We start from the raw sequence: 18,804 nt of genomic DNA, 5'->3' as shown, positions 1-18,804 counted from the left end.
AAATGAAATGTTAGCAAAAATGAAAAGTTGGTTAAAAAACGAAGACTCACAATTATCATCAGAAAACGGTATGTTAATCGCGTTAGCGGTGATTATTGTATTAGTCATTGGCCCGTTCGTATGGAAAGCAATCCAAGGTGGTTATGATACAATTCTAGCTCGATTCACAAAAGCATCAAGCAATGCAGATGTTGATTCTTGGAACAAAAAATAAATATAAAAATAAACGAGGGGGCTACTCTAAAAGTGGTTCCCTTTTTTACACAGTATTTTTATATGAAATTAAGAGGGGAGTAAAGAAAATGAGCCTGTATATCATGGGATTATTTCTAAGTTATATGGTACTTAATGTATTTACCGACTTAAAGTATAGAAAAACAAAAAATATATGGCATTTCATTTTTTTAATAGTAGGTTTTGGTATCACGTATTTTGCTGGAATACGAACGGGAAAAGAGATTGTAATTGTACTAACTATGGCCTTAGTATGTGGCTTATTGTTAGAGACATTTAAATTTTCTTCACCCGGTGATACGAAAATGCTTGTGGTGGTAGGTTTATATGTTAGCAATGTAGTAGAAGAATCGGCTATGCTTACCACAATTACACTAACAGCTTTCCATTTACTATTCTTTTGGATAGCTAGTGTGTATCGATTAATTAAGATTTTAGGGTTTGTAGGAGCGATTAAAGACCAATTGGAGCATGCTGCTTCTATATTTGGGGCAAAACTACCAAAGAAAGAAATACAGCTGATACAGAGCTTTCCAGGGGCTTGTTCTATTTTATTAGGAGCAATTGTGTATATTGCTTTCACTATTTACCAAAATGGAGGTATCTTGGCTTGAACAGTAGAATCATTCATCAAAGAGAAACCTATATTTACTTTACAATTTTTGCTCTAATAGGCGTTATTATTTTAAACATGTTTATTAATATATTGTTTGTATTAGCATATCCTTTACTAATAGGATTAATTGTGCAGGTTATCTTGTTGCAGAAGATAAAGAAGCCATTTTATCGCAGCGGAAAAGAATTAACAGAACAGTTAAAACTAAAAAATATGTTTCTAGTAGAATCAAATATTTTAGGAGATGAAGAAGGAACAGTTTATGAGGTGCATCAAATGCCTTTTACAATCTCTAATGGATTAATTAAAAAAGATAAGACTTATAAAGTGATAAAACAAGAGTATGAGAGAAAAGTCAAAGAGGATTTAACGAAAATTTCTAAATGGCAAGTTACAACAAAAGCTAGACTTGTTACGACAACTCATTTTCGTTTATATACAATTTGGCAGAAAAATAGTACCGGTTATCAATTGAAAAAAATTGAGGAGTGTGTTGATCCATACGCCAAGATGAACCTTATACAATGGATGATTGCTTCATTTTGTACGACTGGTCGTATTAAGTACGATAAGAAACCAAAAGAGTGGGCAAGCTATGAATGGATTACTTTAAGGTAAATAAAAAAGATAGAACGTAAAACTCCTGTCTTTTTTTATTTAGCTCTTAAAATATGAAAGAAAAATGAATATATTAAACATTGTAATAGATAGAACATTCAGGGGAGTAGATTTAATTGACTGATTTACCAATGATTATGGGAATGCTATTTTGGTTAGGATGGGCTCTATTCTGCTGTTTAGCTCTTTTTGTAGCAAACGATGAAAATAAGTACTTAAAAAGCCTCTCGTTTAGTATGTTTATGACTGTGTTAGTCATTAAGATGGGTGGATATTAATAGAGGGTGTATCCAGCTCACTTTTTATTATGTCAAATTAGTAGTTTTATTTGGTTTAAAAGGATCTCCATATATAAATGGAGATCCTTTTAAAATGACGATGAGATATGACTCGATATCTCGTGTAGGACACTTTAATTATACATTATTTCGAGAAATTAGAAAAGAATGAATGTACAACAAAGGCTAGATTTGCATGACAATACATTTTCGTTTGTATACAATTTGGACAAAAAAAGTATAACCTATCAGATGAAGAAAGTAGAAGATTGTATAGATCCATATGCCATGATGAACCTCGTTCAATGGATCATAGCATCGTTTTTTACAACTGGTCGTGTGAACTACCCACCACTTAACGTCATAATGGACTAGAATTTTTTGACTCCACCAAACCGAAATTGTGTAGTGATAGTAAAGTAATTTAATAATAAATTTGTACAAAAAATAATACCTAAAACAGAAATAATAAAGTTGTTTAATTTCAGCTATCTATTTTTTTATAATACATCTATTGAACAGTTTTTTTATGTGTTGGATAAGCTGTAATTAATACTGGTGATTCATTCTCTGTTATTTGCTAAACAGTATCTATAGAAACAAATCTTAACTGTTCATATTGAGGATTTTGAATAAAAGATACATCTTTAAATTCTCCAAAATTTATCTTTTTCAATATTTCTTCCGCTAAATATTGTTTATCTTTCAACTCTATCCCAAGGGCATTTTTGAAAAACTTAGCCTTATCTTTTCCCCTTTCATGCTCCATATTTAGAAGGTATTTACTCAACTTATCATCGTGTATTTTACTCCCTTCTAAAATCCCACTTAAAGTTAAATGAAAGTTTTCAACACCCTTAAATTTCCCTTCTGAATAAGCATTAAGAATTGCCTGATATAAAGAGGAGAATTTTAAGGGCTTTTTCCTATCGATATCAATAATTTCATTTAAATATGTAGAATAATCTCCAAACAATATTTTTTCTTTTTTATCGTTTTACGACAGAAGACTCCCTCCTTACTTTGTGTAAAGGTGAGATAGCACCAGCAAATAGGTGGGAGATGAATGTCGGTTGGCGTAAGCCAACATGTTTGCTATTATATACTTGTACAGATCGCTCTTTGCAAACTGAAGATATAAGGTTGGTTGCAGAAAAACGTTGCAATCGTAAAATCTTCAACGTTCTACCATCCCACGTTTGCCGAAGTTGCGAAAACCAAGCTAAAGTAGGTAGCGTGATGAGTCAACGTACAAGATACTTCTGTTTTCACCGTAGGGACTACGGGCTGAGCCTGCTAAGATAACTGGTGGATACATCGGTGTTCGCAGGAATCTCCCACTTCAAACAGTCCGTAAGGACGTTAAGTGGTGAGTAGTTCAATAGAACGGGAAATCATAGTACAACAATCAAAAAAACTTAAAGTACTAATAAGTACTAATAAGTAAAATGCTACTTAAATCCTTAATTACAGGAACTAAACTATATTCTTCTTTCTTTGCTTTATAATATTAAGCATCTGACTACGTAGCAGGAGTTGTAGAAAGAAGCTGATACAGAAGATTATGAAGAGAGAAAGTTTTAGTGGAATTTAAGCAACAGCTGATTAACTGTTAGTATTTTTCTTTGTAAAAAAAATTCAATAATTTATCGTTGCAACCGCTTACTTTTTGTGTATAATGAAGGTAAGTTAATAATTAAAAGGATTGTTACTGTTCAGCAGGCAAAACCTAAATTGATCTAGAGGCTACGGGTGTAGTGTGGCTTTTGGAATCAGTTTAGGTTTTTTTATTACCTTTTGTGACTTTAAGAAGAAGGTGGAACAATATGAGAATCCATAAAATCTTAAATAACAATGTTGTTTGTACGATGAAGGATAATGAGACAGAAGTTGTACTTATGGGCAGAGGTTTGGGATTTCAGAAAAAAGTAGGCGATGCGATTGATGAATCTAAGATAGAAAAAACCTTTGTGCTAGAAACAAGAGAATTATCAGAGAAACTCGCTAAGTTGCTAACTGAAATTCCTGTAGAAAATTTAGAGATTACAGAGAGAATTATTCAGTTTGCTAAGACAGTTTTGCCGGGGGATTTAAGTGATTATATTTATCTTACATTAACGGATCACTTAAGTTTCGCCTTAACTCGGCATAAAGAAGGAATGGATCTCAAAAATACTCTGCTTTGGGAGATAAAGAGGTTCTATCAGAAAGAGTTTGAAATTGGTCTACAAGCTTTGAACATCATTGAAGAAGAGACTGGGCTTAGACTTTCTGAAGATGAGGCAGGGTCAATTGCACTGCATTTCGTTAATGCACAGCAAGGAGAGCCGGCAATGCAACAAACGGTAACGATGACGAAAATCGTCCAAGATATTTTAAATGTTGTAAAGTACCACTATAAGATGAACTTAGATGAGAATTCATTTAATTATAGTCGGTTTGTAACGCATTTACGATATTTTGCTCAGCGTTTAATGCAGAAAGAATTGAGCTCGGCCGATGATGATTTTTTATACGAGCAAGTGAAAAATAAGTACGAAGAGGCGTATTGTTGTACAGAAAAAATTGAAGCATACTTACAAAAAGCACATAATAGTCATCTTTCAAAAGATGAAAAGGTGTATTTGACGTTGCACATTCATCGTGTAACGAAACGCAATGAATTATGTAATTGAATAAACGGGATTGTTACTGTTTAGCAGGCAAAACCTAAATTGACTTGTAATGGAGTGATTCGTATGTATCGCACCGTTATGGTTAGTTTAGGTTTTTTCTTTTTATAAAAATGATAAATGAGATGATTGTAGGGGGGAGAAATTATTATGAAGTATGAAAAATTGGCAAAAGACATACTGAAACATGTTGGCGGGAGAGAAAATATAAATAGCGTTATACATTGTATAACTCGCTTACGATTTCAGTTGAAAGATGAGGGGAAAGCTAATACAGAAGTACTGAAAAGTATGGAAGATGTTGTGACTGTGATGAAAAGCGGCGGACAATATCAAGTTGTAATTGGTAACCATGTATCCGACGTGTATAAAGCGGTTATTGCTGCCGGAGGATTTCAAGAAACAGAGGAAGAAAGTGCGAGTGAGAAGAAAAAGAGTAGTCTAATAGATATTCTTTCTAGCATTTTCACTCCTATTTTAGGGGTGTTAGCTGCAACAGGGATGATTAAAGGATTTAATGCACTATTTGTAGCGTTAGGCTGGTTAAGTACACAGTCAGGAACGTATCAAATATTAAATGCAGTTGGCGATTCGTTATTTTATTTCTTCCCGATCTTCTTAGGATATACAGCAAGTAAGAAATTCGGAGGATCACCATTCATCGGTATGGCAATTGGTGGAGCATTAGTCTATCCGGCTCTATCCGGTATAACAGCAAGTGAGCCATTATATACGTTATTTGCAGGGACTATGTTTGAATCACCAATTCATATTACGTTTTTAGGAATACCAGTTATTTTAATGAACTATGCATCATCTGTTATTCCAATTATCCTCGCTTCTTATTTTGGAGCGAAAGTAGAAAAGTCTTTAAAGAAGGTCATTCCGGATGTTGTGAAAACATTTGTACTACCATTCTTAACGTTACTAATCGTTGTACCAGTTACATTTCTCGTTATTGGTCCAATTGCGACGTGGGCAGGGCAGTTTTTAGGACAGGCGACGCTTTGGCTTTATAATTCAAGCCCATTAGTAGCGGGTGCTTTACTCGGTGCTTTCTGGCAAGTGCTTGTCATATTCGGCCTTCATTGGGGCGTTGTTCCGATTGGCTATAATAATTTAGCAGTACACGGTATTGATCCGATACTAGCGCTTATATTTGCTGCTTCATTTGCTCAAATTGGTGCTGTACTTGGCGTTTGGATGAAAACGAAAGATCAGAAATTAAAAACACTTAGTATTCCGGCTTTTATTTCAGGTATTTTCGGTGTTACAGAGCCGGCGATTTATGGTATTACACTCCCTCTTAAAAAGCCGTTTATTATGAGTTGTATTGCTGGGGGAGTTGGCGGCGCAATACTTGGCGTATTTGGTACACAAAGTTATATGACGGGTGGGCTTGGCATATTTACGCTTCCGACATTTATTAGTCCGGAAGATGGGATTACAGCTGGATTTTGGGGAGCAATTGTTTCGATGGTTGTTTCTTTAATAGTAGGTTTTATTCTGACTTACTTATTTGGTTTTACAAAAAAGCAAACATCTACAGAAACAGATGGAACAATTGATAAAGTTGCTGCATCAAACGATGATGAAGTAATCTTTAGTCCTTTTCATGGTGTAGTTATGCCACTTCAAAACATTGATGATGCTGCATTTGCATCAGGTGCGTTAGGTGAAGGCGTTGCGATTGAGCCTTCGGAAGGAAAGTTATTTTCACCAGTATCAGGTACAATTTCTGCGCTGTTCCCGACGAATCATGCAGTAGGAATTACGGCGGATTCAGGTGCTGAAATTTTAATCCATATTGGGATGGATACTGTGAAATTAAATGGCGAGTTTTTCTCCTCTCATATTGAACAAGGAGCGAGAGTAGAAAAAGGGCAATTACTTATTGAATTTAATATAGCTGAAATTCAAAAGGCGGGTTATATTGTGACAACACCAGTTGTTGTTACAAATTATGATAAATATAGTATGAAAAAAACTGAAGTAGAAAAGATTCAAGCAGGAGATTCTTTACTAGAGTTAGGAGTTAAATAGTAGTTACATTTCATTATGTTTCACACGAAGAAAGGTATTCCTTGAGAATCGTAATACCTTTCCTCGTTAAATCTTATATAAAGGAGTTTTTCTATATGTCTAAAGTTATTTTTCCTAAAGGATTTTTATGGGGGGGAGCGATTGCTGCCAATCAAGTTGAAGGCGCATATGTAGAAGACGGAAAAGGATTAACGACGGTTGATCTATTACCAACTGGTGAAAACCGCTGGGATATTATGAAAGGAAATATTCATTCCTTCACACCAGTAGAAGGAGAGTTTTATCCATCACACGAAGCAATTGATTTTTATCATCGTTATAAAGCAGATATTGCTCTTTTTGCAGAAATGGGATTTAAAGCGTTACGTGTATCGATTGCGTGGACGCGTATTTTCCCAAATGGTAATGATGAAAAGCCAAATGAAGCAGGATTACAGTTTTATGATAACGTATTTGATGAACTGTTGAAGCATGGCATTGAACCAGTTGTTACGATGGCTCACTTTGATGTGCCTGTTCATTTAGTAGAAAAGTATGGAAGCTGGAGAAGTAGAAAGCTTGTAAAATTCTTCGAGACGTACGCAAAAACGATTTTTAATAGATATAAAGATAAAGTGAAATATTGGATGACGTTTAATGAAATTAATATGCTTTTACATTTACCTTTCATGGGAGCAGGTCTAGCATTTAAAGAAGATGATAATAAAAAACAAATTCAGTATCAAGCAGCTCATCACCAACTTGTCGCAAGTGCGTTAGCTGTAAAAGCTTGTCATGAAATCATTCCAGATGCAAAAATTGGTTGTATGCTCGCAGCTGGTGCAACGTATCCATATACATGTAATCCAGACGATGTTCTTCGTGCGATGGAACAAGACCGTGAATCATTCTTCTTCATTGATGTACAAGCAAGAGGAGCATATCCTGGATACGCAAAACGCTTCTTTAAAGATAATAATTTAACAATTGAAATGGAAAAAGAAGATGAAGAAATTTTAAAAGAGTATACTGTTGATTATATTGGATTTAGTTATTATGCAAGTAGAGCAACAAGTACAGATTCAGAAGTGTTAAAAAGCATAACGAGCGGGAATGTATTCGGTTCAGTTGAAAATCCATATCTTGAAAAATCAGAGTGGGGATGGACGATTGATCCAAAGGGCTTCCGTATTACAGCGAACCAACTTTATGATCGCTATCAAAAACCTTTATTTGTTGTTGAAAATGGTCTCGGTGCAATCGATCAATTAAATGATGAAGACGAAGTGAATGATGAGTACCGTATTGATTATCTAAAGAAGCATATGATCGAAATGTCCGAAGCAATTCAAGATGGAGTAGATATTATCGGTTATACAAGTTGGGGCCCGATTGACCTTGTCAGTGCTTCTACTGGCGAAATGAAAAAACGTTATGGATATATATACGTTGATAAAGATAATGAAGGAAAAGGTTCATTAAAAAGATCGAAGAAGGACAGTTTCAATTGGTATAAAGAAGTAATTGCGACGAATGGTGAGAGTTTAAAATTTTAATTAGGAAAAGGAGGCACCTTGATGGATGTCTTCTTTTTTCGTTGTGAATAAAGCATGGAGGAAGAGTGCTATGACTAGAACGTATAAAGAAATAATTAATGAAATGAACAGAGTTTATAATTAATTCTAAATTTTACCGTTTTAGGAGTTAAAAGATGAGTACGGTCTTACAGGACAGCAAGGGAGCATGCTATTTCATATTAATTTAAATGAGAATACGACAGCAAATCACATTACGGCTACTTTTAATATATCAAAAAGGGCTGTGAGCCAAGTTCTATCGGAATTGGAAAAGCAGAAGATGATTTCAAAACAAGTAAACCCTAACAATAAAAGGGAGTATTTCCTTACACTTGGTCCAAACGGTAGTAAGTATATAGAGCGATTGTCTGAGTTAGATGACGTATTAATTGAGAAATACTTTTCAAAAATCGATATAAATGCTTTAGAGCAAATGACGGATACGTTAACGAAAATAAATAAGGTTATATTGGAAGAAAAACAGAAGGATCTTGATTGTAATGAATAAAAAGGAGGGGAAGCATGTGATGAGTTACATACAAAATATGATTACGATAGCAAACTTTGTATGTGGCCTTTTGGCTATTTACGCTGTTTTCGTTCACTATATGTAATTGGGATTTCTTAATTGGCATTACAGGTAATCCTTCTTGTTCCAATAATATGTATCTCTTTTTGTTATTCTCTATGAGAACCTCTTGTGCCCTCATTACGCCTCCTTCTATGGGCGACGACCCCACCTTTAGTACATATATTTTTCTGGATATTATGTACATATTTTGCTATATTTTCAATGTGTGTATAACGAATCTAATATGTATAAGAAAAGAGTATATATGCCCTAAGGACCTCACCATCTCCATAGGATGGCGAGGCTTTTTAATGTACCAAAAAAAGACACCCAAATAAGAGTGTCTTTTCCCATAGTTTTTAGCAGAAGCAAGAAGCTCCAACAATAATTAATAAAATAAATAATACAACTAATAAAGCAAATCCTCCTGCAAAGCCGCAGCCGCCACCGCAACTACCACCAAAGCCCATAATAATTCCTCCTTTAAATAGTAGGAGAAAAATAAGGAGTCACTCATGTATTTTAATGGATTCAAATTACTTTATGTTTTTATGGATTAAATGAGCAGGTCCTTTTGAAAATAAAAAAAAGGCGCCATAAAGCGCCTCCCATTTGGGTAAATAAGAAGTGAGGTTTCTAAGATAACTGAAAAAATAGAACAGGTGCTTAGATTTTATCACGATTTTTTGCTGAATGAACATGCATTATTACATATTATCATAAACCCCTCTATTTTCCATTTGATAAAATGAATTACCAATATTAACAAGATTCAAATAAATATTTCTATAAATTCAAAATATTTACAATTAATGAAAAAGTGATACATTTAAGTTGCAAGTTATAAAAAAGTATTAAGGGGGCATTTTTATGTTTAAGAAATTAGTAGTAGGAGCATTAGTAGCTGGTATCGCATTAACAGGGGGGATTGGGGCAGCTTCAGCAAGTACAGAAAATGGATCTAATACACCAAGTTCTATAAAACAATTAGCAGAATGCTATAAAAAGGAAAATGGTAAGTATGTAAGAGAAGTGAGAAATTCCAAAAGAATTTTTGCTACTACTTTTACTGAACAAGCTTGTGGCGGGACAGTGTATTGGTATTTAAAAGAAATCAATGAAGATGGCGGGGGATATGTCGCTAAGTATGAGGGTTGGATTCAATAGTATGTTTATTTTAAAAGAAAGACACTCTTTTAGGTGTCTTTCTTTTAAATATTTCCATAAAAAAAGACACTCTAAGGTGCCTTCCTCCGACTTGAACCACTTTAATTTTAATAATATGTATTGGACTTTCATCCAAAGATAATTCTAACATGTTTTGATATAAATGAAAGCGGATCCTTTAACTTACTTAATTACTTTGTCCATAATTTCTTTATATTTGTTAAATTGGGCATCTTCCATATCACCATTCATTTGTATAAGGAAGTTACCTTTTGCGTAAGTATGAGAGAATAGTATTTGATTACCATTACCTAAATCGTCATAGTATTTCTTAGCTTTTTCAAGATCTTCTTTGTTTTTAAACTCAAATATTCTACTACCACTATCTTCACCTAATGCTGGAACCAGAATGCGCTTTGCTTCTTTTCTAGTATTTCCAAATTCTTTTTCTGGTAGATCACTAGGATTGTCAGCTTCTAATCCTGCAGCTTTAAATTCTTCAATTACCTTACCAACCGTGACATTATTTGTCATTGATTTAACGCTGTCACAAGCGGATAAACCAAATAATAATAGAGCTCCAATAAGTAATACTGCTAATCTTTTAAACATAGTTGTTCATTCCTCCTAATGTAAACGAAAAAGAGAGCTGGAGCCTTCAAGGAGGTATGGAAACAATTATGAGCTTCAAGGGCCATCTTAGAATTCAATACCACAATTCATTTTTTGGAAGTGTATTTGAGAACCTTTTATTTTTGGATTATAAGAGTGCTCTCACATTTACGACAAGCAATTTTCTCTTCTTCAAAAATGAATAGATTCTCAGCATCACATTCTGGGCATACAACTGCAAATGGTGTTTTTATATTTTTATAGCATAGGAAAGACATGACTGCCAGGAATAGAGCAGGTATAACAAGCATCATAAGTAAGAATAGGCCTGCAAAAACGCCTGCAATTATGGAAAGTGGTTTCATTAGTTTTCTACCCACGGAGTTTACTTGATTATCCTTCTTACGAAAAGCAGTAACAAGGTAAGTATTGGTTTCTCTTACCTGCTCAAATGCTCTTACTGTATTGTAATCTTGTTCATTCATAGTGGAATAGGAAGTGTTTTGCCCTTGAAACCCTCGTTGTATATAATAGTTGTTTGAATCAGCTATTCGTGGTGTATACGAGATTCCAGTTCCAGGTATATAAGTTGTTGTTCTTGATTCAGGTGGAATGGAGTTCCTTCCCGTACCTGTGTATGTAAAGTTAATTTTCACACCCGGGGAAAATTGGATAATTCTACGAAACTTATAACCCATAATATTGTATCCTCTCCATCTAATTAATATAATCATTTACTTATTATAACAAATTTTTAACTTAAAATTAATATATTATGTTGAAACAAACTAATAAAAGAGAGTAATATTGAAGTTGACTAATTTAAGGTGCTTTAGGAGTCCTTTTTTATAAAGAAAAGACATCCTAAGGTGCCTTCCGACTTGAACCACTTTAATTAAAATAATATGTATTGGACTCCCATCCAAATATTATTTTTTCATGTTATGTTATATTTTGTTATGATTTTTAATTGCGGTTAACACCCAATTTTGATTCAATTTCATTTAAGCTAGCTTGAGCGTTACTTAGTTTTTGATCGAAAAGCTTGATTTATTTTTGAGCTTCTTCCATTCTTCCTTTCAACGGGGCTACTCCTTTTACTCCTTGAGTTACAGCTTATCCAACATTACTTCTATAGTTAGTTGCTAGTCCAAACTCTACTCTGAATTTCTCAATCTTTTCTTTTCATGTTATTTGTTACTCGTTATAGGGAAAGTTATCATGCAATGAAGAGTGAGAAATCAAGAATTATAAAAAATATAGTATGTTGGAAATAATATATTTAGATGTTATAATTAAAATCTCTAAAACTACCCAAAAAAGACTACCAATATGAAATTGTACCCAATTGTTAATTATGTGTCTAACAATTGGGGTGCACTTCACAAATGGTGGTCTTTTTTATATAGGTGAGATTGTACTAGTATGATAAAGTAGAATTAACTGTATATTGTGAGGGTGATTATTTATTCCTCCTTTCTATTTGAAAGAAAAGGGGGAGAGAATATATCTATAGATTTTTTGTTTGAGCTTCTAAAAGAATTTGTGAAAGCAATTGTAAGTGAAGTTTCTGCGTATGTTTTTAGGAAACAAACTTTAGAAAAAAGATAACAAAAAACAATCCCCGTTGCCATCGGAAGCAAAAGGGTAGGTTTCGTAAAAATAAATGATATAACTACCATCCTGACGGTAGCAATTACTAGAAGTGATGTTAGCGCATCTCTTCTTTTTTATGTATATTTGACATAAAAAATCAATGAGCATGTAATAGATATAATGTACAAAAGAAAAGACACTCAAAAGTGTCTTCTTACGATTTGAACCGTCGTAATATGGCATTGGATACCAATCCGAGTATTATTTTACCACGTTAAATAATTTTGGTTATTGAGAAAGAATAAAAGCACTCTTTCGAGTGCTTTTAACTATTCAACTTTTAAATTAATTTCTTTACCTGTCATACCGCCACTTGCTTTTAAGAAAAGACCTTCAGCATCTTTTGGAATATCAAATACAATTTTACCTGTCTGTGTTAGACCAGGATTTAATTGTTTTAAGAAGAAGTCAGTTTTCCCACCATTAGCCAAGTCAAAAGATGTTTGACCTTGTGTTGAATATGTGAATTCACGACCTTTGTTATCTACTAATTTAAAACTATTAGCATCAACAGTGATAGCGTCTTTTTGATTATTAGTAAGTGTAACCTCTAAAATTTTAAAGACACCTTGTGCTTGTTCTTTTGTATATTCATTACCCACAGAATCTACTGTTTCCATAGATCCTACAGCGATTTTTACATCAGAAGATACACCTTCTTTTGATACTGCTTTAGTGTCTGTTGAAGTTTTTTCTGTTGAGTCTCCACCACCAGCGACCATAGCAATTATTCCGATTACAAATAAAGCTATAATGCCTAGGCATCCAAATTTAAATATTTTTCCCACGTTTGTTCCTCCAATTATGTAAAATATAAGATTGCCAAGATAATAATAACAAACTATATATAAAGATATTGTCATATTATGTCGAAAGGAAATAAAAAAGATAGTTTAGAATTTTCAGGCTGAAATTCCGTCTTATGACCTATTTTTCCTCGCATATTGGCAGTACTTCTTACTCATAAAAAACATACTAAGATTAGTAGTGCAGACCAAGGCATTGGTTCGCACTACTATTTTTTATATAGTAGAAGTGAAGTGAAGGTCGTGGGTGTCTTGGGATCCTGAATCCGTATACAAAACTGACCTTCTTCACTTACCTTATTTGAATCAGTTTCTAGTATGTTGGTCTTCGAGATCGTGTATAAGAAATGAGAATCGATAAGTGTAAGTTGAAGACTTCAATTCCACCTAAGGAGGAACTTTATGAAACACGTAATTGCGTTTGACATCAGTATGGGTAAAAGTTATATGGTAATTTATAATGCACAGAAACAATGTGTATTTGAAAGTGAAATTAAGCATTCTAAACCTGAATTCAAAAAGCTACAAGAAAAGATTCATGAGCTTACAGATAAGACCGGTGAATTGCCTAAAATCGTATTCGAAGCAACAGGTATCTATTCCAGGCAGCTAGAACGATTTATGCAAGATAATCAGTATACATATTGTTTATTAAACCCATTAGAAGCCAAGCTACAATGTGATTCCTTACGGATTCATAAGACCGATCGGAGCGACGCACACCGATTAGCTCTCACTCATTTTACAGCTACCCGAAGGGTATTTATCGGAACTGATAATTTATTCCACCAGCTAAAATCTCTTTCTAGATTGTATAGCGAACTAGATAGTGAATTATCGATAATTCGTGGTCGTATGCATAAAGTAATCCAATTAACATTTCCTGAATTGGAGAGAATGTTTACCAGTAAATCTGATTTGTTTTTAAATTTTGTTCAACTATTCCCCCATCCAGATTGTATTTTAGGTCTTTCAAAAACCATTATAAAAAATCGTATTCGTGTCAACACCAATAAAAAAATATCAAATATTACAGCGGAGAAAAAAGCGATTCAAATACTTGAAATAGCGAAAACTTCCTATCCTGCTGTTTCACAGAACGATGTTCTGTGTGATCAACTCAAATTATACGCAAGGCGCTATCAAGAGCTTCTTCACCAAAAAGAATGCTGTATTAACAAGATGATATATATAGCCGAGCAACGTGCAGAATATGATATCATTCTCAGTATTCCTGGGATTGGGCCGAATACTGCAGTACGCTTGATGGCTGAAATAGGAGATATTACTCGTTTTAACAATAACAAGCAACTCAATGCATTTGCTGGTATCGATATACGTCGTTTTCAATCAGGTAAAACCTTTTTTAAAGATAAAATCAATAAACGTGGAAATAAACATTTGCGGAAGCTCCTTTTCCTCATCATCCAAAACATGATTAAACAACGACGTTACGGACAAAATCACATTGTTGAGTATTATGATAAATTAAAAACGCAACCCTATAACAAATGTCATAAAGTTGCGTCCATTGCATGTGTAAACAAGTTCTTGAAACTCCTCTTTCACCTTATTACACATGATATACACTATGATTATCGGTTAACGGCCTAATATCATAGTTTCATTCATCATATCATATCTCACCCCTAGTAAAAAAACGAGTATATATTAGGGTTCTTTGGTATGCATGATAACTAGTACTTGTTCATTCTGAGATTCACTCCAGTAAAAACCTAAAAATATAGGTTGACTAATCGTAAGAAAAGACACCCAAAGGTGCCTTCTTCCTACTTAAACCACTTTAATTTTTGGACTTTCTTCCTTACCGAATGGAAAGTAGAGATGATTCAATTATGTACCGATCTGGAGCGTCTCCTATATAGTCAAAAGGATAACAAGTTGTTAATGTTAATGTTGGCTCACTTTTTTCTACAATAACTGTTCGATCTTCTGAATCTGTTATCCAATGCTTGTTAATTTTATATGTATATGTTTTATTTTCATATTCCACAATAAGTTGGTCATTTTCCTTTAATTGACCAAGCTCGGTAAAAACAGTATCTCTATGTCCACTTAAAACTGTATGACCATTTCCAGATGGTGTAGTGGTTAAGTCACTAACAAACATACCTACACCCTTTTTTAGTACTTTATCATCAGCTCCCCAATATACAGAGTATTTCTTTTGTATTTTAGGGATAATTAAATATGCTACTTTATCTCCTAACTGATGGTTTACCTTTGAAGCGGGAATTTGTACAGATTCTTCCGGTTGTAATGTAGTTTCCGTCTCAGTCTCTGTTTGATTGCTATTTTGCGTTTCATTTTCTTTAGAAGGTGTGGAGGTCTCATATTGTTTAGCCTCGTTAGTTGTTAACGACTTTGCTGATTGTCTAGCACTATACCATTCTAGAAAATAATAGGAAAAGATAGTAAGTCCAATAACAGTTAAACATAAGCCTATCCATTGTTTTTTATTCACTTTTATCACTCCATTTGAAAACGACAGGATTTCTCCTGCCGTTTTAAGGAACTATTTTATGCGTTTGTCTTTTTGCGACGGAACATTAATACAGATCCAGCTAATGCTAATCCTAAGCTTGCTAACATCATTGTAACACCGTTTGATGCTGTATTAGGTAATTTCTCACCTTGTTTTTTCGTTTCTTTTTTCACAGTTGTATTAGTATTTTTCTTTGTTTCTTTTGCAGTTGTTTGAGGCTTAGTTTGTTCTTGTTTATTATTTATTGCTTGGTTGTTTTGTTTTGAATTCTCTTGCTTAGTGTTTTCTTGTTTAACAGGTTCTTGTTTAGTGTTTTCCTGTTTAGTGTTTTCCTGTTTAGTGTTTTCCTGTTTAGTATTTTCTTGTTTAGGTTGTTCTTGAGGTTTAGTAGTTTCTTTATTTTCTGTTGTAGTATTTGTGCTCTTTGGATATTTATAATCTTCACATGGAATGCCGTCTTTATCATTATCTAAACGATGTGGATCATTCCCAACACCATATCCATTTTGATCCCAGAATGCTTGAGCATCTTGTTGACTTTTAAAATGTCCACAGTTTTTTGTATCATTAGGACTCTTAGCTGCAAATGCAGAAGAACTGTACCCCACTGTTAATAGTGTTACCGCTGTTGCTGAAGCTAATAATTTTTTCATAATTTTCTCCATCTCCCTAAATGGTATGTATTTACATTGAAATATTTTACATTTAAAAAATTAAAAATACAATAATAATTTGTAGATAAATGTAAGATTTCTAGATAATAATAGCAAATTATTAATTCGTATATTGTCATATTATGTCGAAAGAAAATAAAAAAAAGACAACCTAAGGTACCTTCCTCTGACGTGAACCAGCTTAATATTAATAATATGTATTAGGACTCCTATCCGAATATTTTTTAACATGTAAAGATAAAAGGTGACATTAATTCTAGGATGATAACACCAGCTGAACGGAATGGAATAAGCCAGTCGGCCTTCTTCAAACAGGTCAAAAATGGTATGAATTCATATGAAACAGCAAAGAAGGGAAAAGTGTACGCAGTGCATTTGAAATTAGTGAGAAAGAAAGGCAGTAAGAACGTTACTTTTTACTCAAGGGTTAAAAGAGGGATGAAGATGCTACCTACTAGGAATAAAGCTCCAAGCAAAATTAAAGAATCAACTAAAACCAAGAACCGGTTTATCTGAGGCTTTCGAAATTTCTTTAGTATGCTAAAAACCGCACTCATTCCGAAACAAATATATTACAAAATCATTATTGTCTCTAATATATTGATAATTTAATTATATACTGAAAAATATGTACATATAAATTTTTAAAAAGTCCTTATTTGAATAAAAAATGGTCCTTACATTACGTAAGAACCTCATAATCGAAGAAAAAAGTCGTATGTGAAACCACGTGGGAATCACAATAATATTTTAACACCTAAATATATAGTTGTCTATACGTGATTGAACAAAATAGTTATTAAAACGAAGAAGCTCTAGATTTAGGGATCTAGAGCTTCTTGTGTTGGTATAACTCACACGGTTTATGAAAAGAAAAGAACTTACTGAAGATAACACATGAATGTTTCATAAATGTATCAAAAATGTGAACAAAATAGCTATTTTATGTAGTTGAGTAGGTAAGATGAGGAAAACGTCCATAACGGTTGCTTTTTTCCTAGTTATATAGAGATGACACATTAAACGTATTTAATGTGTCATCTAGGTATAAAGATAATTGATAATCATACAATGATATGGAAGGGTCTTTTCTAACGTGTTAGTTACCTCAAAGTATATGTATCTTTTGGCGCCTGGGCGAGGGTGCTTTTTTTTTGCACATTATGATAAGGACAAGCATATAATGTAATAGGACGAGTTCTTCGTGTCCTATTCAATGCTCAGAATAAACCCCAATTCACATTGAGAGCGCCAATAGCGAGGGTGCTCTCTTTATATTGAAAATAAAAAGTAAATATATATAATATGATTAATGGATTTTCATTTTAATCTGAGGGGTACAAATTCGATGCGACGTAAAAAGGATTTGTTGAAACAATGGAAGGTAGATTTGCAGGCTGTTCAAGAAGAAAAGAGGATGAAGAAAAAGACTAAGAATAAGAAATATAGCATTCCTGGTAATACAGCTGGATTCATGAATGGGAAGAATACTTATCGTAAAGAGAATGGGGTATGGAAGCAAAGAAATAAATGATGTTAGGATAAATATTTTTGATTAAGTGTATAGGAATTATCGTGGGCGTTGCCATAATTGGGATGGCATCTTGTTTGTTGTTAAGGAAAGATAGGGCGTGAGATAGACTTGCAAATTGAAATATTATTAGTTTGAAACATGGACTAATAAACAAACTATTTCTACCTGTTAATCATAGAATATGATGAATTCTATTTTAGAGGAGGGAATCATATCTATGGGATGGGATAATAATTTTGGACATTCTCGAGATTGTAATAGATTTTGGGATGATTTAGTATTTTGCGGTTGCGGCCGTAGACGAAGAAGAAACGATTTTAACGACTGTCATTGTAGACGTGACTGCGATTGTGATGAGTGTCGTCGTAGACGTAATCATGACCGCGATCGTGAGCATGATCATGGTGACCATCGAGATTGGTAAAGTCTTTTGAAAGAGTGCATATTTTAATATCACTCTTTTTTATTATTTTTTTAACGAATTTCCGGAAAGAATTCTCCTTCTTCAAGCGTGTGAAGGGCGTAGCCCAACGGTAGGTGGGAGATGAATTTCGGTTTGGCATAGCCAAAAGGTTTTCCTTTTTATTTTGTCTCTGATATAATCAGTCTTATAAATTATAAGGGCTGGTATATAAATGAAATTAGATAGTAATAACCATTCAGTATTCTTGTTATATTATCACCTTGTGTTGGTCGTGAAATACAGAAGAAATGTGTTTGATGATGATATGTCAGACTATGCAAAAGATATGTTTGTTCGACTATCTGAAAACTATAACATCACGTTAGTTGAATGGAATCATGATGTAGACCACGTTCATATTTTGTTCAAGGCACACCCTAATACAGAAATGACAAAATTCATCAATGCTTATAAAAGTGCAAGTTCTCGACTTATTAAAAGAGACTTTCCACAAGTGAAAAAGAAACTTTGGAAAGAGATGTTTTGGTCAAGAAGTTTTTGCTTGCTAACTACTGGTGGTTCGCCAATAGACGTAGTAAAAACATATATTGAAAATCAAAGTGAAAAGTGAGGTGAAATGATATGACAAAGCAGAATAAAGCATATAAATTCCGTTTGTATCCAACAGAAGACCAAGCACATCTTATGCGTAAAACTTTCGGTTGTGTACGTTTCGTGTATAACAGAATGTTAGCTGAACGGAAAGAAGCGTATGAAAAACATAAAGATGATAAGGATCAACTAAAGAAACAAAAGCTTCCCACTCCTGCAAAATACAAAGCAGAATTTGAGTGGTTA

At 33.6% G+C, this 18,804-nt stretch carries 21 protein-coding genes and 4 pseudogenes; 16 read left to right on the top strand and 9 right to left on the bottom strand.

The genetic code is table 11. The features are described from left to right. The first annotated feature begins 7 nt into the window (after positions 1-7). The 5 genes and pseudogenes from QO049_RS28610 to QO049_RS28590 form a co-directional block, all read left to right on the top strand. Positions 8-214 (top strand): hypothetical protein, encoded by a 207-nt coding sequence (locus QO049_RS28610; RefSeq protein ID WP_000879960.1) that lies wholly within the window; start codon positions 8-10, stop codon positions 212-214. A gap of 88 nt (positions 215-302) precedes the next feature. After that, positions 303-848 carry a hypothetical protein gene (locus QO049_RS28605; protein WP_284489719.1) on the top strand — a complete coding sequence of 182 codons (546 nt, stop codon included), beginning with the start codon at positions 303-305 and terminating at the stop codon, positions 846-848. Then, complete coding sequence (locus tag QO049_RS28600) at positions 845-1,468, top strand: hypothetical protein (RefSeq protein WP_001088462.1); 624 nt, start codon at positions 845-847, stop codon at positions 1,466-1,468. The genes QO049_RS28605 and QO049_RS28600 overlap by 4 nt, the downstream gene beginning before the upstream one ends. Positions 1,469-1,584: 116 nt before the next feature. Continuing rightward, positions 1,585-1,746, top strand: coding sequence for a hypothetical protein (locus QO049_RS28595; RefSeq protein ID WP_000130913.1), 162 nt, complete (start codon positions 1,585-1,587; stop codon positions 1,744-1,746). A 170-nt stretch (positions 1,747-1,916) separates the two neighbouring features. Next, positions 1,917-2,121 (top strand): annotated as a pseudogene (locus QO049_RS28590) (hypothetical protein); the annotation flags it as partial. A 205-nt stretch (positions 2,122-2,326) separates the two neighbouring features. Here the strand turns inward: QO049_RS28590 and QO049_RS28585 are convergent. After that, positions 2,327-2,722: a DUF6883 domain-containing protein gene (locus tag QO049_RS28585; protein ID WP_284489718.1), complete on the bottom strand. Its 396-nt coding sequence runs from the start codon at positions 2,720-2,722 to the stop codon at positions 2,327-2,329. A 13-nt stretch (positions 2,723-2,735) separates the two neighbouring features. Next, entirely contained in the window at positions 2,736-2,927 is a 192-nt protein-coding gene (locus QO049_RS28580; RefSeq protein WP_157627507.1) for a hypothetical protein, read from the bottom strand. A 645-nt stretch (positions 2,928-3,572) separates the two neighbouring features. Between QO049_RS28580 and licT the strand changes: the two genes are divergently transcribed. From licT to QO049_RS28555, 5 genes and pseudogenes are all read left to right on the top strand, one after another. Next, a complete protein-coding gene (gene licT / locus QO049_RS28575; protein WP_070184266.1) occupies positions 3,573-4,421 on the top strand; it encodes a BglG family transcription antiterminator LicT in 849 nt (282 codons plus the stop codon). 147 nt (positions 4,422-4,568) lie between these two features. After that, entirely contained in the window at positions 4,569-6,461 is a 1,893-nt protein-coding gene (locus QO049_RS28570; RefSeq protein WP_000873015.1) for a beta-glucoside-specific PTS transporter subunit IIABC, read from the top strand. Positions 6,462-6,556: 95 nt separating this feature from the next. Next, a complete protein-coding gene (locus tag QO049_RS28565; protein WP_016090321.1) occupies positions 6,557-7,996 on the top strand; it encodes a 6-phospho-beta-glucosidase in 1,440 nt (479 codons plus the stop codon). 70 nt (positions 7,997-8,066) lie between these two features. Next, positions 8,067-8,525: pseudogene (locus QO049_RS28560) on the top strand (MarR family winged helix-turn-helix transcriptional regulator). Beyond that, positions 8,518-8,628, top strand: a pseudogene (locus tag QO049_RS28555) (CDP-diacylglycerol--serine O-phosphatidyltransferase); the annotation flags it as partial. The pseudogenes QO049_RS28560 and QO049_RS28555, both read left to right, overlap by 8 nt. 319 nt (positions 8,629-8,947) lie before the next feature. On the opposite strand, the gene QO049_RS28550 reads toward QO049_RS28555, so the two are convergent. After that, complete coding sequence (locus QO049_RS28550; protein ID WP_000505681.1) at positions 8,948-9,058, bottom strand: YjcZ family sporulation protein; 111 nt, start codon at positions 9,056-9,058, stop codon at positions 8,948-8,950. A 400-nt stretch (positions 9,059-9,458) separates the two neighbouring features. Between QO049_RS28550 and QO049_RS28545 the strand changes: the two genes are divergently transcribed. Beyond that, positions 9,459-9,755 (top strand): hypothetical protein, encoded by a 297-nt coding sequence (locus QO049_RS28545; RefSeq protein ID WP_098382409.1) that lies wholly within the window; start codon positions 9,459-9,461, stop codon positions 9,753-9,755. 183 nt (positions 9,756-9,938) lie between these two features. Here QO049_RS28545 and QO049_RS28540 read toward each other — a convergent pair whose 3' ends face one another. From QO049_RS28540 to QO049_RS28525, 4 genes and pseudogenes are all read right to left on the bottom strand, one after another. Then, positions 9,939-10,367, bottom strand: coding sequence for a stress protein (locus QO049_RS28540; protein WP_284489717.1), 429 nt, complete (start codon positions 10,365-10,367; stop codon positions 9,939-9,941). 137 nt (positions 10,368-10,504) lie between these two features. Then, positions 10,505-11,065: a DUF4236 domain-containing protein gene (locus tag QO049_RS28535; RefSeq protein ID WP_284489716.1), complete on the bottom strand. Its 561-nt coding sequence runs from the start codon at positions 11,063-11,065 to the stop codon at positions 10,505-10,507. A 268-nt stretch (positions 11,066-11,333) separates the two neighbouring features. After that, positions 11,334-11,552 (bottom strand): annotated as a pseudogene (locus QO049_RS28530) (ribonuclease); the annotation flags it as partial. 740 nt (positions 11,553-12,292) lie between these two features. Beyond that, positions 12,293-12,811 carry a DUF4352 domain-containing protein gene (locus tag QO049_RS28525; protein WP_246963431.1) on the bottom strand — a complete coding sequence of 173 codons (519 nt, stop codon included), beginning with the start codon at positions 12,809-12,811 and terminating at the stop codon, positions 12,293-12,295. A 420-nt stretch (positions 12,812-13,231) separates the two neighbouring features. Between QO049_RS28525 and QO049_RS28520 the strand changes: the two genes are divergently transcribed. Beyond that, positions 13,232-14,443, top strand: a complete 1,212-nt coding sequence (locus tag QO049_RS28520; RefSeq protein WP_098318495.1) for an IS110 family RNA-guided transposase — start codon at positions 13,232-13,234, stop codon at positions 14,441-14,443. 211 nt (positions 14,444-14,654) lie between these two features. Here QO049_RS28520 and QO049_RS28515 read toward each other — a convergent pair whose 3' ends face one another. Continuing rightward, positions 14,655-15,314, bottom strand: coding sequence for a class D sortase (locus tag QO049_RS28515; RefSeq protein ID WP_246963424.1), 660 nt, complete (start codon positions 15,312-15,314; stop codon positions 14,655-14,657). A gap of 56 nt (positions 15,315-15,370) precedes the next feature. Then, the gene (locus tag QO049_RS28510) at positions 15,371-15,988 is read right to left on the bottom strand and encodes an excalibur calcium-binding domain-containing protein (RefSeq protein ID WP_000734530.1); all 618 of its coding nucleotides are present in this window, start codon (positions 15,986-15,988) and stop codon (positions 15,371-15,373) included. A gap of 1,369 nt (positions 15,989-17,357) precedes the next feature. Between QO049_RS28510 and QO049_RS28505 the strand changes: the two genes are divergently transcribed. The 4 genes from QO049_RS28505 to QO049_RS28490 all read left to right on the top strand — a co-directional run. After that, positions 17,358-17,543, top strand: a complete 186-nt coding sequence (locus QO049_RS28505) for a hypothetical protein (protein ID WP_001253140.1) — start codon at positions 17,358-17,360, stop codon at positions 17,541-17,543. Positions 17,544-17,760: 217 nt separating this feature from the next. Further along, positions 17,761-17,967: a hypothetical protein gene (locus QO049_RS28500; protein WP_002164663.1), complete on the top strand. Its 207-nt coding sequence runs from the start codon at positions 17,761-17,763 to the stop codon at positions 17,965-17,967. A gap of 211 nt (positions 17,968-18,178) precedes the next feature. Further along, entirely contained in the window at positions 18,179-18,577 is a 399-nt protein-coding gene (tnpA, locus tag QO049_RS28495; RefSeq protein ID WP_000762752.1) for an IS200/IS605-like element ISBth16 family transposase, read from the top strand. A gap of 11 nt (positions 18,578-18,588) precedes the next feature. Then, a partial coding sequence (locus tag QO049_RS28490; protein ID WP_284489715.1) for a helix-turn-helix domain-containing protein occupies positions 18,589-18,804 on the top strand: 216 nt, incomplete at its 3' end.

This window comes from Bacillus sp. RB3, assembly GCF_030164735.1.
Taxonomy (GTDB): domain Bacteria; phylum Bacillota; class Bacilli; order Bacillales; family Bacillaceae_G; genus Bacillus_A; species Bacillus_A cereus.
Note: the sequence above shows the minus strand (reverse complement) of the source record. Positions and strands in the feature narration are given on the sequence as shown.

Coding starts and splice junctions, on each gene's coding strand:
- QO049_RS28610 (WP_000879960.1), top strand. CDS start 8: ATGTTAGCAAAAATGAAAAGTTGGTTAAAAAACGAAGACTCACAATTA.
- QO049_RS28605 (WP_284489719.1), top strand. CDS start 303: ATGAGCCTGTATATCATGGGATTATTTCTAAGTTATATGGTACTTAAT.
- licT (WP_070184266.1), top strand. CDS start 3,573: ATGAGAATCCATAAAATCTTAAATAACAATGTTGTTTGTACGATGAAG.
- QO049_RS28570 (WP_000873015.1), top strand. CDS start 4,569: ATGAAGTATGAAAAATTGGCAAAAGACATACTGAAACATGTTGGCGGG.
- QO049_RS28565 (WP_016090321.1), top strand. CDS start 6,557: ATGTCTAAAGTTATTTTTCCTAAAGGATTTTTATGGGGGGGAGCGATT.
- QO049_RS28550 (WP_000505681.1), bottom strand. CDS start 9,058: ATGGGCTTTGGTGGTAGTTGCGGTGGCGGCTGCGGCTTTGCAGGAGGA.
- QO049_RS28545 (WP_098382409.1), top strand. CDS start 9,459: ATGTTTAAGAAATTAGTAGTAGGAGCATTAGTAGCTGGTATCGCATTA.
- QO049_RS28540 (WP_284489717.1), bottom strand. CDS start 10,367: ATGTTTAAAAGATTAGCAGTATTACTTATTGGAGCTCTATTATTATTT.
- QO049_RS28535 (WP_284489716.1), bottom strand. CDS start 11,065: ATGGGTTATAAGTTTCGTAGAATTATCCAATTTTCCCCGGGTGTGAAA.
- QO049_RS28520 (WP_098318495.1), top strand. CDS start 13,232: ATGAAACACGTAATTGCGTTTGACATCAGTATGGGTAAAAGTTATATG.
- QO049_RS28510 (WP_000734530.1), bottom strand. CDS start 15,988: ATGAAAAAATTATTAGCTTCAGCAACAGCGGTAACACTATTAACAGTG.
- QO049_RS28505 (WP_001253140.1), top strand. CDS start 17,358: ATGCGACGTAAAAAGGATTTGTTGAAACAATGGAAGGTAGATTTGCAG.
- QO049_RS28500 (WP_002164663.1), top strand. CDS start 17,761: ATGGGATGGGATAATAATTTTGGACATTCTCGAGATTGTAATAGATTT.
- tnpA (WP_000762752.1), top strand. CDS start 18,179: ATGAAATTAGATAGTAATAACCATTCAGTATTCTTGTTATATTATCAC.